The sequence below is a fragment of the Haemophilus haemolyticus M19501 genome (assembly GCF_000222025.1).
Lineage (GTDB): Bacteria > Pseudomonadota > Gammaproteobacteria > Enterobacterales > Pasteurellaceae > Haemophilus > Haemophilus haemolyticus_G.
The window spans coordinates 108847-124171 of record NZ_AFQO01000003.1; the positions used below are offsets into that span (position 1 = coordinate 108847).

General features: G+C 38.0%; 11 protein-coding genes and 2 pseudogenes. 2 read left to right on the top strand and 11 right to left on the bottom strand.

The window, feature by feature from the left end; translation table 11 throughout:
- Window positions 1–5 precede the first annotated feature (5 nt).
- From GG9_RS0108485 to grpE, 3 genes and pseudogenes are all read right to left on the bottom strand, one after another.
- The gene (locus GG9_RS0108485) at window positions 6–1052 is read right to left on the bottom strand and encodes a hypothetical protein (RefSeq protein WP_032825028.1); all 1047 of its coding nucleotides are present in this window, start codon (window positions 1050–1052) and stop codon (window positions 6–8) included.
- Between the two features lie 226 nt (window positions 1053–1278).
- Window positions 1279–1428 (bottom strand): annotated as a pseudogene (locus GG9_RS09235) (DUF417 family protein); the annotation flags it as partial.
- 192 nt (window positions 1429–1620) lie between these two features.
- Entirely contained in the window at window positions 1621–2217 is a 597-nt protein-coding gene (grpE, locus tag GG9_RS07435) for a nucleotide exchange factor GrpE (protein WP_141561825.1), read from the bottom strand.
- A 99-nt stretch (window positions 2218–2316) separates the two neighbouring features.
- Here grpE and GG9_RS07430 point away from each other — a divergent pair, with 99 nt between their 5' ends.
- Both GG9_RS07430 and recN read left to right on the top strand, forming a co-directional pair.
- Window positions 2317–3207 carry an NAD(+) kinase gene (locus GG9_RS07430; RefSeq protein WP_005630199.1) on the top strand — a complete coding sequence of 297 codons (891 nt, stop codon included), beginning with the start codon at window positions 2317–2319 and terminating at the stop codon, window positions 3205–3207.
- 110 nt (window positions 3208–3317) lie between these two features.
- A complete protein-coding gene (gene recN, locus GG9_RS07425; RefSeq protein ID WP_005630201.1) occupies window positions 3318–4994 on the top strand; it encodes a DNA repair protein RecN in 1677 nt (558 codons plus the stop codon).
- A gap of 21 nt (window positions 4995–5015) precedes the next feature.
- On the opposite strand, the gene glnE is transcribed toward recN, so the two are convergent.
- From glnE to dksA, 8 genes and pseudogenes are all read right to left on the bottom strand, one after another.
- A complete protein-coding gene (gene glnE, locus GG9_RS07420; protein ID WP_005630203.1) occupies window positions 5016–7961 on the bottom strand; it encodes a bifunctional [glutamate--ammonia ligase]-adenylyl-L-tyrosine phosphorylase/[glutamate--ammonia-ligase] adenylyltransferase in 2946 nt (981 codons plus the stop codon).
- Between the two features lie 5 nt (window positions 7962–7966).
- Window positions 7967–8902, bottom strand: coding sequence for a tRNA (adenosine(37)-N6)-dimethylallyltransferase MiaA (miaA, locus tag GG9_RS07415; protein ID WP_005630205.1), 936 nt, complete (start codon window positions 8900–8902; stop codon window positions 7967–7969).
- Between the two features lie 7 nt (window positions 8903–8909).
- Window positions 8910–10799, bottom strand: coding sequence for a DNA mismatch repair endonuclease MutL (gene mutL / locus GG9_RS07410; protein ID WP_005630207.1), 1890 nt, complete (start codon window positions 10797–10799; stop codon window positions 8910–8912).
- Window positions 10800–12169 (bottom strand): annotated as a pseudogene (locus tag GG9_RS09460) (N-acetylmuramoyl-L-alanine amidase).
- A gap of 7 nt (window positions 12170–12176) precedes the next feature.
- Window positions 12177–12653: a tRNA (adenosine(37)-N6)-threonylcarbamoyltransferase complex ATPase subunit type 1 TsaE gene (tsaE, locus tag GG9_RS07405; protein ID WP_005630213.1), complete on the bottom strand. Its 477-nt coding sequence runs from the start codon at window positions 12651–12653 to the stop codon at window positions 12177–12179.
- A 75-nt stretch (window positions 12654–12728) separates the two neighbouring features.
- A complete protein-coding gene (gene folK / locus GG9_RS07400) occupies window positions 12729–13211 on the bottom strand; it encodes a 2-amino-4-hydroxy-6-hydroxymethyldihydropteridine diphosphokinase (protein WP_005630215.1) in 483 nt (160 codons plus the stop codon).
- 8 nt (window positions 13212–13219) lie between these two features.
- A complete protein-coding gene (gene pcnB / locus GG9_RS07395) occupies window positions 13220–14662 on the bottom strand; it encodes a polynucleotide adenylyltransferase PcnB (RefSeq protein WP_420167072.1) in 1443 nt (480 codons plus the stop codon).
- Window positions 14663–14826: 164 nt separating this feature from the next.
- Window positions 14827–15264, bottom strand: coding sequence for an RNA polymerase-binding protein DksA (gene dksA / locus GG9_RS07390; RefSeq protein ID WP_005630220.1), 438 nt, complete (start codon window positions 15262–15264; stop codon window positions 14827–14829).
- Between the last annotated feature and the right edge of the window lie 61 nt (window positions 15265–15325).

The window sequence follows — 15325 nt, forward strand, 5'->3', positions numbered from 1 at the left end:
GCCTCCTACATTGAACGACCAGAATGAATTACTTGTGCAGGTTCTTTTTCGTTACGACCGAAGAACACGAGTAAACTTAATACTACCGCCCAGTCGATAAAGAAACACACAATTACAAATAGGAATGCAATAAATGGTTCATTGGTAAATGCAGACTTAAATGAAAATGCAATTTTTCCTACTTCTTGGTTTTCAGAAACCACGTTTTCAAAATTAAATTTAGTTTTATCCTCGTCTTTGAGAGCTTCTTTTGTATTTGTAATAATAGTATTAATTGTACTTACGGTATCTAAATTCATTTGTTTAGCCTGTTTATTAAAGTTATCAGATGCACCAACTGAGATGAATTTTTCTAACAAACGATTAATACTTTCCATTGTTTTTCGCGCTTTTTCGTTATTTTCTTTACGAATATCAAATGTTGCTCGATGATTCTCTGTAACAAATTTCTTATATGCAGATTGCTCAATAATAGCTTTATATCGTTTTGCTAATTGTTCTGGCGTTTGTCCATTTGTACCAAAGTTGGTAATTTTGCCATCTAACATACTTTCAATTTCAGCAATTAATTCTAAAGCACGTTTACCTAAACCAGGACGAGCAGGATCGGTAATTTGGCTGACTAATTGTTGAGTTAAATCATCAATTTTATTCCGTTTTTGACTGACTTCTGGATCGTAATTATCAAGTGCTTTATTCGAAGCGCTTAGCACTTTGTTCAACTCTTCTCTATGTTGATTTAATTCATTTACATAAAGTTGGCTTTCTTGGTAGTTGGTGTAGATTGCATTAAAATTTCCTGTAAAAGAAAATAGTGAAAAGCAAAAGTAGGCAATCAAAAAGCCTAAAACAGGCAGATTATTTAGACGACGGTTACCGATTAAGATGGTAAAACCATATAATAGCATTGTGATTGCGGCAGAAAATCCCCAAGCAATTTCTGCACCAAATAAATCTTTAAATCCGTTACCCGTTTCCCAGAAACTAATCGCCATAAAAACAAATAAAGGAATATGTACCCAGCCAGGCAGTTTTTTTGTTGTTGGTTTCATTATGTAAGACCTCAAAAATATCGATGTAAAATTGAGTATAAATCATACCAATAATGAGCAAAAAAAAACAATCCAATCTCAGATTGTAAATTTTACATATAAAAAAACCGCTTGTAGGAAAATACTACAAGCGGTGAAATTTTGAGATTATTTTGCAAGATTTAAGTCTTGATGCTTTTTATGCTTTAGCTTTTTTTGCCAAAATGCGGTTTTCACATTCTGCGGCTGCAGTTGCGTTCCAAATCCCCGCTAAAGTAAGGATGCCCACAGTCACTATAATCACACCGATGATATAAGAAGATGTGTAAGTACCGTTTTCTTTATGCCATTCAATGTTTTTCGCCACCATTTTGCCTTCAGGGCTTTTGTGAAGGGTTATGCACGCTCAAAGTCGTGTTCTTCTTCGATAAAGGCTGGGCAATGATTTTAGCAACAAATTCAACAAACGCATTAAATGCACTCATAGAGAGCTCATTGAGAGTAGTAAAAAGGAATGAAATTATTGCATATTTATTGATGGATATAAAAAACGGTCGAAAAACCGACCGCTCTTTAGACAAAATATAAATTAAGCTGCCACCATTACCATCGCTGGTCGAATGACTCGACCATTTAAGGTATAGCCTTTTTGTAATACGACGCTAATTTGATTGCTTTCAAAGCCTTTAGCGGGCTGCATTGAAATGGCTTGATGTAAGTCAGGATTAAATGCTTCACCGACAACCCCCACAGCTTCCACGCCAAAACGACCAACGGTTGAAACTAATTCTTTTAAAGTGAGTTCAACACCGTCAAATAAGGCTTTTACACTTTCATCTTCTTTATTTGCTGGAGTGGCAAGGGCACGCTCTAGATTATCGATAGTATTCAAAATGTCTTTTGAGAATTTTTCCAATGCGAATTTATGTGCTTTTTCTACGTCTTGTTCAGTTCGACGACGAAGATTTTCAATTTCAGCACGAGAGCGAAGTAAAATATCCTGTTCTTTGTTTGCCGCTTCTTCAATTTGAGTTTTTAGCTGCTCTTCAAGTTCTTGTACTCGGGCAATTGCTTCTTCTAAAGGATCAAGTTCTTGAGAAGGATCTGCTTGTTGTGCTTCTTCCAGAACGACTTCTTCTTGCTTTTCTACTTCTGGGGTTTCAACTTTTTGTTCTTGTTCTGACATTTTTTTCTCCGTAAAACAAAATTGATTAATCGTAATTGGGCATAGTGTAACAAAAAACGATATAATGACGAAAATGTTAAATTCAAGTGCGGTCATTTTATGAATCATTTATATCGTTCCTTTAAAACCATTGCTCTTGTAGGTAAACCTCGCAATGATATTAACTTACAAATGCATAAAAACTTATTTCATTGGTTAATGGAACGTGGTTATCAAGTGTTGGTGGAAAAAGAAGTCGCCGTAACACTTGAGTTACCTTTTGAACATCTTGCTACGTTAGAAGAAATAGGTCGCCGAGCCCAATTAGCCATTGTGATTGGTGGAGACGGCAATATGTTAGGGCGCGCTCGCGTATTAGCAAAATATGATATTCCATTGATTGGTATTAATCGTGGTAATTTGGGATTTTTAACGGATATTGACCCGAAAAATGCCTATTCCCAGCTTGAAGCTTGTTTAGAACGTGGCGAATTTTTTGTGGAAGAACGTTTTTTATTGGAAGCAAAAATTGAGCGTGCAGGTGAAATTGTATCGACAGGTAATGCAGTGAATGAGGCGGTTATCCACCCTGCAAAAATTGCACATATGATCGATTTTCATGTATATATCAATGATAAGTTTGCTTTTTCACAACGTTCTGATGGATTAATTGTTTCTACTCCGACAGGCTCAACGGCTTATTCTCTTTCTTCTGGAGGGCCTATTTTAACTCCAAATCTCAATGCAATTGCTTTGGTGCCAATGTTCCCTCATACATTAACTTCTCGTCCTCTTGTTGTTGATGGTGATAGCAAAATATCGATTCGTTTTGCTGAACATAATACATCTCAATTGGAAGTGGGCTGTGATAGTCAAATAGCCTTGCCTTTTACGCCTGATGACGTGGTTCATATTCAAAAAAGTGAGCATAAACTTCGATTGCTTCATCTAAAAAATTATAATTATTACAATGTATTAAGTAGCAAATTAGGTTGGTTGAAATCATTTTAATTTTTATAAAAAAGCATAGTAGGAACGCATCATTAAAATACTGTAAAAAAATCCTTTACTGTAAATTAAATCAGTTATATGATATTAATATACAGTTAAAGGATTTTGCTATGCTTACTCAACTTACTATCAATAATTTTGCGATTGTTCGCCAGCTTGATATCGAATTGGCGAAAGGAATGTCTGTCATTACAGGGGAAACTGGTGCTGGAAAATCTATCGCCATTGATGCTTTAGGTTTATGTTTCGGACAGAGAGTGGAAACCTCAATGGTGCGTGAAGGGCAAGAACGTGCCGAAATTTGTGCAACTTTCCAACTAGAATCGCAGAACCCTGCTTATCAATGGTTGAATGATCAAGAATTACAAGATCCTGATAATCCCACTGAGTGTATTTTGCGTCGTGTGATTAATGCAGACGGACGTTCTAAGGCTTTTATTAATAGTACACCAGTATCCGCTTCCCAATTAAAAGAAATTGCTCAATATCTCGTTCATATTAATGGGCAGCACGCTTCTCAATTATTGCTAAAAAATGACTATCAGCTTCAGTTAGTTGATAATTTTGCCGCACATTCAGAACTGCTTACAAAAATGCGTGAAGATTATCAGGCATGGAAAAATCTGCAAAATCAAGTAAAAAACTTTCAACAGAAAGTAGCAGAAAATGAAGCGCGTAAACAACTTTTACAGTATCAAGTGGATGAACTGGATGAATTTAATCTTCGACCAAATGAATATTTGGAATTAGAAGATGAACAACGTCGTTTATCTAGCAGCGAACAGCTAACTCAACTTTCCCAATCTGCACTGCAAATTTTAAGTGAAAATGACACGGTAAATATCGATAACTTGCTTTATCGTGCGACACAATATATTGATGAATTAGCTGAACTTGATCCGCAATATGCTGAAGTGCAAAGTATGTTGAATGATGCGTTGATTCAAGTGCAAGAAGCAACCAGTGAAGTGCGAAATTTATCGAGTAATATCGAGCAAGATCCTCAACTTTTACAGGAAATTGAACAGCGAATTAGTCAGGCTTTACAACTTGCTCGTAAACATCAAGTTAAACCTGAAGATCTTGTGGAACATCACAAAAAATTAAAAGCAGAATTAACCGCACTTTTAGATTTTTCTGAAAGTGAAGAAATGTTGATTGAGCAAGAAAAACTCGCATTTGAACAAATGCAAGCAACGGCTAAAGCATTAACAGCAAGTCGTCAGCAATCTGCAGCTCGCTTAGCGCAGAATGTCACGCAGTCGATAAAACAACTTGCAATGGAAAATGCTGAATTTTATGTAGAGTTGAATACGGATTTAGATAAAGTAGGATCAAACGGTGCGGATAATGTGATTTTCACTTTGCGCAGTAATTTAGGACAACAACCTCAGCCATTAGCTAAAATTGCCTCTGGTGGTGAGCTTTCTCGTATTTCTTTGGCGATTCAAGTTTTAACTTCTGATCAATCGGCTATTCCAACGTTAATTTTCGATGAAGTGGACGTGGGTATTAGCGGAAAAACAGCAAGTGTTGTTGGAAAACTTTTACGTCAATTAAGTGAACGCTGCCAAGTATTATGCGTAACTCACTTGCCACAGGTTGCTTGTCATGGCCATCATCAGTTCAATGTAGAAAAATTTACTGTGGATAATAAAACTGAAACACAAATGACCGCACTTTCACAAGCTGAACGTGTACCGGCCTTGGCAAGACTCTTGGGAGGAAGTGAAATTACAGAATTAGCCTTAGCCAATGCTCAGGAAATGCTAGATTTAGTTCATTAAAAATGGGATTTAATTACTATTTTATGAATTAAATAACTTATCCCAAAATGCTTGAATAAATGACCGCTCTTTGACAAATTCACTTTCATCTACAACAGGGGATTTGCCAATCAAATTTAAATGGTGAATAGCATTGCGTAAATCAACATAACATTGTTTTAATGTGTCGCAATCTGTTTGGCTAATAATTTTAGCCTCTGCCATATCATCGAAAATACGTACGTTGTCTGACCATTTTGTCAGTTGTGGGTTTTGTGGAGCATTGGCAAGCATTAAATATTGAGCAATAAATTCAATATCAGTGATACCACCGCGATCTGTTTTAAGATTAAATTCACCATCTTTTGAATGGGACAAATGCGTGAACATTTTTCCTCGCATTTCCACAACATCTCGCTTTAATTGCTCAATATCTCGTGATGCAGAAAGTACTTGCTGGCGGATATGCTCAAATTTAGCTTTAAGAGATGATTCACCAAAAACAGGGTGAGCACGCACAAGCGCTTGTTTTTCCCATGTCCAAGCTTCATTTAATTGGTAATGGGCAAATGCCGAAAGAGAGCAGCCAATTAAGCCAGCATCGCCAGAAGGGCGTAGGCGCATATCTGCCTCATAAAGTACGCCAGCGGAAGTATTTATGCTGAAAATACTTACAATCTTTTGTGCCAAACGCAGGTAAAATTGATTGCTATCAATCACTTTTTTGCCACCTGTTGTTTGACTTTCTACGGCATCGTACAAAAATACGAGGTCTAAATCGGATTTATAACCGAGTTCAATGCCACCCAGTTTCCCATAACCAATCACTAAAAATCCTTTTTCGTTATTTTGTAAATGTTCAGGTACACCAAATCTAGACGAAACTTGTTTCCAAGCTATATTCACAACGACTTCAATAATCGCTTCGGCAAGATAGGTTAAATGATCGCTCACTTTCATCACCGGTAATGCTCCCAAAATATCTGCCGCGGCCACTTTTAATAGGGTTGCTTGTTTAAATTGACGTAAAGCATCAATAAGCTGTTCTTCATCATCAGGTGGTAAACGAAGTAAATATTGGTGTAACTCTGCAGGATATAGGGTAAATGGTAACGGATGGCGTAGTGCTTCTGTATTAAGTAATTCATCTAATAAGATAGGGTGGCGAGCCAGTTGTTCTGAAATAAGTTGAGACTGCGCACAAAGTTCAATAACTTGCTGAAGGGCGCGAGGATTTTCCAATAATAATTCTAAATAAGTCGTGCGACTCGAAATTTTTTCAATAATGTTCAGAATCCGTGGAAGCAAAGTGCGGTAATTTTCTTGAGCAAAAATAAGAGTAAATATCGCTGGCATTAAATGACTTAATACATCACGCCCACGTGAACCTATAATTCTGTGATTTAGGTTATTTTTGAATTGAACAAGTTGTTCTAAAATTTCATTAATATGATTTTCCGATACACTACTCTCTAATAATGTCTGTTCAATATCCTCAAAATCTGATTCTAAAAAATCTTGCCATTGGCTATCCGTTGGCGAGGGTTCATTTTGTTCATTACCGATTAATTGAGTAAATACAGCCCGCACTTTTTCTTGTTTTTGTTGTAAAGTGCGGTAAAAATCGTCCCAATTTTCTATTGGATAATGTTTTTCAATGGTTTGATTATTGTCATTTAAACAGGTAAATGTTTTACATGCCTCGACTAAACGAATTTGATCTATTTCATCGGTTGGTAGTGTTTGAGTTTGTTGATCGTTTATAGCTTGTAGAATATTTTCTACGCGGCGTAAAAAAATATAACTTTCGCGTAAATCGTGGAATTGTTGCTCGGTAATTAATCCTAGTTTGGTAATTTCAGGCAAGATCTTTAAGAGTGAATGTTGTTGTAGATTGATTTCTCGCCCGCCTCGAATGAGTTGAAAAACTTGCACGATAAATTCGACTTCACGAATTCCACCTGCCCCCAGTTTAATATTATCTTTCAAACTACGACGGCGTACTTCTCGCTCAATTTTGCCTTTCATTTCGCGTAAAGATTGAATCACACTAAAGTCAATATAGCGACGATACACAAAGGGGCGTAACATTTTTTGCAATTTAGGTACGTTGGGATCCTTTGTTTGTGCGCCCAATATTCGCCCTTTAATCATTGCATAGCGTTCCCAATCTCGACCTTGATCTTGATAATATTGTTCCATTGCCGCAAAGCTGAGAACAAGCGCACCACTGTCGCCAAATGGACGCAAGCGCATATCGGTTCGATACACAAAACCATCAGAGGTAAATTCATCTAAGGCAGAAATAAGGCGTTGGCCTAAACGCGTAAAAAATTTTCCATTATCCACAGAACGTCGAGCATTCGTATTCTCAACGGACGTTTCCCCTTGTGATGGATAAGTGAAAATTAAATCAATATCTGAGGAAAAATTGAGTTCAAAACCGCCTAGTTTTCCCATTCCTAGGATATAAAGCTGCTGCGGATTACCTTGTTCATCCATTGGCGTGCCCATCTCCGCACAGGCTTGATGATAAAGCCAATCGCGGGCAGCGATAATTAAACTTTCTGCAAGTTGTGAAAGCTGAACAAAAATTTTCTCAACAGTCGCAAGATTCAAACTTTGACAAAAACTTAATTTTGCCATTTCAATGTTACGGAATTGACGTAATATTTGATAGAGTGCTGTTTCGTTATGCACATTGGCTAATTCACTATTCAAACGTTCAATATAGGCAGAGCAATCTGCAAAACAGGGCGCTTTATCCCACCATTGTTTCACTAAGTGCGGGTATTTTTGCAAGACTTTTTCCACAAAGTCAGACATTGCCATAGCATAGCCTAATTGATAAACAGGCAGTTCAGGGTGATTTGAATTTTGTTGAATGGCTTCGTGAATTTTTTCTGGGGAAAGTTCTGGAAAAGATTGGCACAGGATTGTGCCAAGATATTGTAATTTTTGTTCAATGAGGGCAGAAAGTGCGGTCATTTTTTCTAACCTTTTTGATAAGAATCTAAGTGACGTAATACGGTTTCTTTCGCTTGTTGAGGTTGCAAACTATCAAGCCATTGTATTGGCGTTTTCCAACCTCGTAGCCAAGTGAGTTGGCGTTTAGCTAGCTGGCGCGTTGCGCAAATACCACGGAAAATCATTTCCTCGTGATCGTAATCGCCTTGCAAATATTCCCACATTTGACGATAGCCCACACAGCGAATTGACGGTAGATTAATATTTAAATCACCACGCGCATAAAGTTTTTCTACCTCTTCTTGAAAGCCCAGTTCAATCATTTTATGAAAGCGTTGTTTAATGCGGTCATGTAAAATATGACGATCTTGCGGCGCAATTGCAAATTGCACAAAATCATAAGGCAAGGCTTCGCCTTTTTCTTCTGTTAGCTCAGTGAGTGATTTTCCCGTGATATAAAAAACCTCTAAAGCGCGATTGATTCGTTGAGAATCGCTAGGATTAATTCGAGCGGCAGAAATAGGATCGATTTTGGCAAGTTCTGTATGCAATGCTGCCCAACCTCGTTGAACCGCTTTTTGTTCGATCTCGGCGCGAATATTTTCATCAGCAGAAGGTAATGGCGAAAGTCCTTCAATTAAGGCTTTGTAATACAACATCGTACCGCCCACTAGTAACGGAATTTTACCTTGTGCGGTAATATCCGCCATTTCGCGTAGTGCATCATCGCGGAAATTCATCGCGGAATAGCTTTCCGACGGATCTAAAATATCGATCAATCGGTGAGGCGCAAGGGCAAGTTCTTCTTTTGATGGTTTCGCTGTGCCAATATCCATTCCCTTATAAATGAGTGCTGAATCTACACTAATCACTTCTATTGGAAGCGAGCATCGTAGTTGAATGGCTAAATCCGTTTTGCCTGAGGCCGTAGGACCCATTAAAAAAATTGCGGTTGGTTTCATGAAGAATCTAAATTTCGTCTAATAGAGGCTGCCAGTTAACCGGTTTTAGCAACTGGGTAAATGCCGTGCGATTTGTTTGCGTGAGTAAACGTTCTGTATCGCTTAATAAATTGAGTGCATCCGCTAAAGCGTTAAAGGTTTTACATTCCAATTGTGCGCAAAGTGCGGTTAAAAATGGTGATGAATTTTCATCTCTAGTCAGTATTGCCATCACGCATTTTTGTAGATTTTGTGTGCGTAATACACTTGGCACTTTATTTAATGTTAAGCGTAATTGTGCTTGATTTTCGATAAATTCAAAGCCAATTTTTTTGAAGTCATCTGAATATTGTTGCCATGCTTGAAATTGTGATTCAGTTAAGCGAAACACGATGGGAATCAATAAAGGCTGTTGTTCAATGTGTGTTTGTTGTAAAGCCAATTGCCATTGCAAGCGTTGTAATTTTTCCAATGAAAGCAAAAAGAAATCTTGGTTCTGTTGTAATAACAGCGCGCGATTTTCAATAAGTGAAAGGGCGCGTAGATATGATGAGTACTCAATTATTTCAGTTGAGATGATTTTAGTTGTATCTGAAATATTTTGTTGTGCTGTATTCGATATACCCCTTTGCTCTGTAGGCGGTAATGTACGTAACAATTCACCATATAAACGTTGCTCAGTTTTACTCGGTGCATCAGAACGGTAATCTCGATAACCTGTACTTACATGATTTGGCAACACTGGTGTATTAGAAAAGTGCGATTGATTTTGCTGTGGTTTTTCATGATATTGTGGCGCAAAGATATTTTGCCCCGCAGCAGCACGGTTAGGACGAATGCTGTAATTAGGTTGGGGTTCACGCACCGTATTTTCTTCGTGATTTTCTACCGCACTTTGTTCAGTATGCCAATTAATCTGTGCTTGATTGTTTAGTGCATAACTTATGCCTTCGTAAATAAAATCATGAATCAGACGTTGTTGATGAAAGCGTACTTCATGTTTGGTTGGATGAACATTGACATCCACATCGTGTGGGTTTAAGTCAATAAACAACACAAACGCAGGATAAGCATCGGTTGGTAAATATTGTGCATAGGCTTGTCGAATAGCATGACTAATCACTTTATCTCTCACCATTCGACCATTAATATAGCAATAACTTAAATCATTTTGAGTTCGGCTAAAATTTGGTGTGGCTACCCAGCCAGATAAGTGCAAATCATCGTGTTTCCAATCAATTCGTAAGGCATTTTTGACAAAATCATCTCCACAAATCGCGGCGACACGCTTAAGTTGCTGATTGAGATCGAAGGCAGGGCGATATTGACGCACAATTTTTCCATTATGCATTAATGTAAATGCCGTATTGAATTTTGTTAAAGCAATGCGGCGAATGACTTCATCAATATGCGCAAATTCTGTTTTATCTGTGCGCAAAAATTTTCGGCGGGCTGGTGTGTTGAAAAAAAGATTGGCAACTTCAACGGTTGTGCCGACGGGATGTGATGCGGGTTTGGTTGTGGTTTCCATATCACGACCTTGCGCATAAACTTGCCACGCTTCAGTTTGCTCTGCTGTGCGAGAGGTGAGTGTTAAGCGCGATACCGAGCTGATACTTGCCAATGCTTCGCCTCTAAAACCCAAACTTAAGATGGCTTCTAGATCGTCAAGATCGGCTATTTTACTCGTAGCATGTCGCGCTAAAGCCAGGCTTAATTCTTCTTTTGGAATACCACAGCCATTGTCACGAATGCGGATTAAATTTGCCCCACCATTTTCGATATCGATTTGGATTTTATTTGCACCTGCATCGAGGCTATTTTCCACTAATTCTTTCACCACAGACGCAGGGCGTTCTACCACTTCTCCGGCAGCAATTTGATTAGCAAGTTGTGGGGAAAGAATTTTAATTGGCATTTACTTTTCTCTTAATTTAATTTTTTGTCCGCTCAAGGCTTTACCATCTTTTAATTTTGGATTCAGTTTTAAAATTTGCTTGACTGAAATATTGTATTCTCGCGATACAGCATAGATTGTCTGATCTTTTTGAATGATATGGTAAAGCGGAATTTCTTTTTTCTCATCAGATTTTTTAGTGGATAAGGTTTCCTCTTTTTTAGTCTTATTTGAGGATTTATTTTTATCCGTTTTATTTTCTGATTTTTCTATTTTTGGATTGTTGGTTTTTTCAGTGGTTTTCTCTGCCTTTTTTACCGCACTTTCTTTATTTTTTGATGAATTTATTTTGTCATCTTGTGCTTTCTGAGTTTTTCCATTATCTGGAATTTTTACAGTTTCACCAATCCAAAGTGCTTGGCGTTTTAGTTTATTTAACCTCATAATATCTGATACTTTAACATCATATTTATTAGCAAGGCTTCCTAAACTTTCCCCCTTTTTCACAATATGATGAATACCACTGTCTTTTATGTTATTTTCATTTGTATTTTGTTCGGAAGTGCGGTTATTTTTTTCTGAATTTTTTGTGTCATTTTGTTTGATATTTTGAACAAAATCATCATTAACAAGGGGTTTTACTTTTCCACCTCGGAATGTAACCAGCCCCTCATAAATCATATAAGCAATGCGGCGATGATAGGCTTGAGAGTTAAGTTTTTTTCTTCTTCTGAATTGGAAAGAAATCCCGTTTCTACCAACACAGAAGGAATATCTGGCGAACGTAGAACACCTAGACTTGCATGTTGTGGCGTACTGCGACTTAATGTTGTTACTTTAGCAAAATGGCGCAAAATATGTTCGCCTAACGCATAGCCCGTGCGTTGGCTATGACCAAATTGTAAATCAAGCACAGTTTGATCTAGGTATTTATCATTATTGTGTGAAAGCACTTTTCCTGCGCCACCGAGTAGTTCAGAGCGTTTTTCATCGTCTTCTAACCATTGACCCATTTCATCATTAGCTCGACGGTTTGATAACACCCACACTGATGCACCGCGACGCTCAGGTGATTCAGATGAGTCCGCATGAATGGAAATGAGATAATTCGCTTTAAATTTACGTGCGATTTCTGAACGCTCAGGCACGGAAATATAGTAATCGCCGCTGCGCGTTAATACGCCGCGAAAATTTGGATCTTTATCGAGTAAGGCTTTTAACTCTTTTGCAATCGAAAGGGTGACATTTTTTTCATAAATGCCCAAGTTTCGGCTGATTGCACCGGGATCTTTTCCCCCATGACCTGGGTCAATCGCAATCGTAATTGGGGCTGCAAAAATAGAAAAGCTAAATATTGAGAAAAAAAGAAAAAATAAAATTTTAGTTTTCATAAATAAGTTAATTAGAAAATTCGCTTATAATATTTTTACCCAAATTTGTTTGTGCGATTAATTCAATATTTCGTGCATCATCGTAATAATCAATATTTACTAAAATATCCGCTTCTGGCAATATGCCTTGACCTTTTTCAGACCATTCAATTAAGCAAATGCTATTAGTATTAAAATAATCTCTAATACCCATAAATTCGAGTTCTTCAGGATCTGCTAAACGATATAAATCAAAATGATAAATCATTTTGCCTGCAATATTGTATTCTTCAACCAGCGTATAAGTTGGGCTTTTTACATTACCTTGATGACCGATACCTTGCAACATTCCGCGTGTCAGCGTTGTTTTTCCTGCGCCAAGATCACCGTTAAGGTAAACCATAATTGCTTTTTCAGTATGCAATTTTAAAAGAATTTCCGCGAATTTTTTGCCGAAGCGGAGCATAGAAAATTCATCAGGGATATATTGAGTTAAGCTTTCCATAAAGGGTCATGAATGAAGAAAAATGTGGGCAGATTCTACCGCACTTTTGAGGTTCATAAAAGTGCGGTGAAATTTCTAGGGAGTTAATTTTATCATTTCATGGTCATCAAATTGCTTGACCAAATCTGCTAGTGGTTGAGTGTTAGGTAAGACCAAATCCGATGCGATTTCAAACAACGGCACAATGACAAACTCACGGTTATGCATATCATAATGAGGAACTGTTAAGCGCTCGTTTTGAATGATTTCGTTGCCGTAAAGCAAAATATCCAAATCTAACGTACGCTCACCCCAGCGGCGTAAACGTACTCGACCTTGCTCATTTTCAATGCGTTGCAATTCATCTAATAGTGCAAGCGGGCTAAGCTCTGTTTCAATTTTTGCAACGGCATTCACATAATCGGGTTGATCTTGTGGGCCGAGCGGCTTGCTTTTATAAAAAGCGCTCGTCGTTACCAAATGTGTGTTTGGTAACTGACTTATCGCGTTAAGCGCAGAATGTAATTGTTCTACTGGTGTGTTTAAATTGCTACCAAGGGCAATATATGCAGTAATCATCTCTTCCCTTATTCTGCTGAGTGCGTTGTTTTACGACGGCGTGGACGGTAGTATTTTTTCTTTGGTTTGGGATGTAGGCGTTGTTGCTCGTGTATCAACTGTTCGCGCTGTTCACCATTGCTGAATTGATATTCGTGCCACCATTTGGCTAATTCAATTGTTTCGCCACCTTCAATTTCCGCACGCATAGCCAGTAAATCAAAGCCAGCACGGAATTTTGGATGTTCCATGGTTCGCATTGGTGCTGAACCAGTACGTTTTAATAATTGCAGTTGTAAGAACCAAATATCACGAATGACCGCAGTATGACGACGAGGTGCAGCCAAAGCACGGCAGAATAAATCTAAAACTTCATTCCCCGCCAAAGCATAAGCATCATGGTTATTTAGACCGCCTTCATTTTTCAAGATTTCCACTTTTTCGCGTAATGGATACCAGAAAAATGCTGCAAATAAGAATGCAGGATTAATACGAAGTTTATCCGCAACACGTTCATCCGTAGAAGTAAGTGCGGTGACGATCATGCGTTCTGCAAAGCTATCTTCTTTCTCTGTAAAATATGGGCTTAATGCAGGGAAAAGTTGTTCAAATAAACCATATTGACGTAATAAACGATAGGTTTTTACCCCTTGTCCTGCTTGTAATAATTTTAAACTTTCGTCAAATAAGCGGGCTGGCGGAATATTTTTTAATAAAGGAGTAAGTTCACGAATTGGCTGTTCGCTCGGTTTTTCAAGGAACATATCAAGTTTTGCCATGAAACGAATTGAGCGTAGCATGCGCACAGGATCTTCTTGATAACGCGTAACTGGATCACCGATTAAGCGTAGTTTTCCCGCTTTGAGATCCTGAATACCATCAAAATAATCACGTAAGGTATTGTCTTGCGGATTGTAATACAGCGCATTGACCGTAAAGTCTCGGCGTTCTGCATCTTGTTCGATCGTACCGTAAACATTATCGCGCAGTAACATGCCTTCATTGCTTTGTTTCGCTTGATTTTCATTGAGGGCATCACTGTGATTGGCACGGAAGGTGGCGACTTCAATAATATCTCGACCAAACATAATATGTGCTAAGCGGAAACGGCGGCCCACTAAACGGCATTGGCGTTGAAAAATATTTTGGATTTGCTCAGGACGGGCGTTTGTTGCAACATCAAAATCTTTTGGTTTTTTACCGAGCAATAAATCGCGGATACATCCACCGACGATATAAGCCTCGAAACCTTGACGTTGCAGTTTTTCCACTACGGTGAGAGCATTACGGCTAAAATCACGCGGTGAAATATCAAATTGAGCCGCTTTAATTACATTTTTATCGTAGCGGTGTGTTTGTTCTGATTTTTTTGCCCGCGCTTTTGGCATTTGACTATTAGAACGCTCAACTCGTTTAGAATGAGCACTTGTTTTGGCAACCTCTTTTGATTTTTTTGTCTTCTTGCCAAACAAATTTTTGATATAAGTAAGAATAATTTACTCCGTTTTTTTAGTTGGAAATAAATGACTTAGCTCTTTTTCTGTAAAGAAAAAGGCAAGGGGATTTTTCCGCATTTTTAAATGCAAAAAAGTGCGGCTAATTTTAACCGCACTTTTGTATTTTTCAATAGAATGAATTAACCAGCAACCTGTTTTTCGCGGATTTCAGCTAACGTTTTACAATCAATGCAAAGATCTGCTGTTGGGCGTGCTTCTAAACGGCGAATGCCAATTTCTTCACCACAACAATCGCAGTAACCAAAATCATCGGTATCAAGTTTTTTTAAGGTTGCTTCAATTTTTTTCATTAGTTTACGTTCGCGATCACGATTACGTAATTCTAGACTGAATTCCTCTTCCTGAGTTGCTCGGTCTGCAGGATCGGGGAAATTGGTTACTTCATCCTGCATATGTGCAACGGTGCGAGAAGCTTCTTCCACGATTTGTTCGTGCCAAGCATTAAGAATTTTTCTGAAATGAAGAATTTGCTCTTCATTCATATATTCTTCATCTTTTTTCATTTGATAAGGCTTAACGCCTGCTAAATCTAGCAAGCTCAATGATGCTCTTGACATCTCTCACTCCTAATACATACAGAATTTAAGCGTGAACTTCACGACTTCCTGTCTTGTTATT

Excerpts from the sequence above, each read along its gene's own strand:
- miaA (WP_005630205.1), bottom strand. The coding sequence starts at position 8,902 with ATGAAACCAACCGCAATTTTTTTAATGGGTCCTACGGCCTCAGGCAAA.
- grpE (WP_141561825.1), bottom strand. The coding sequence starts at position 2,217 with ATGTCAGAACAAGAACAAAAAGTTGAAACCCCAGAAGTAGAAAAGCAA.
- folK (WP_005630215.1), bottom strand. The coding sequence starts at position 13,211 with ATGATTACTGCATATATTGCCCTTGGTAGCAATTTAAACACACCAGTA.
- glnE (WP_005630203.1), bottom strand. The coding sequence starts at position 7,961 with ATGACCGCACTTTCTGCCCTCATTGAACAAAAATTACAATATCTTGGC.
- recN (WP_005630201.1), top strand. The coding sequence starts at position 3,318 with ATGCTTACTCAACTTACTATCAATAATTTTGCGATTGTTCGCCAGCTT.
- GG9_RS07430 (WP_005630199.1), top strand. The coding sequence starts at position 2,317 with ATGAATCATTTATATCGTTCCTTTAAAACCATTGCTCTTGTAGGTAAA.
- dksA (WP_005630220.1), bottom strand. The coding sequence starts at position 15,264 with ATGTCAAGAGCATCATTGAGCTTGCTAGATTTAGCAGGCGTTAAGCCT.
- mutL (WP_005630207.1), bottom strand. The coding sequence starts at position 10,799 with ATGCCAATTAAAATTCTTTCCCCACAACTTGCTAATCAAATTGCTGCC.
- GG9_RS0108485 (WP_032825028.1), bottom strand. The coding sequence starts at position 1,052 with ATGAAACCAACAACAAAAAAACTGCCTGGCTGGGTACATATTCCTTTA.
- tsaE (WP_005630213.1), bottom strand. The coding sequence starts at position 12,653 with ATGGAAAGCTTAACTCAATATATCCCTGATGAATTTTCTATGCTCCGC.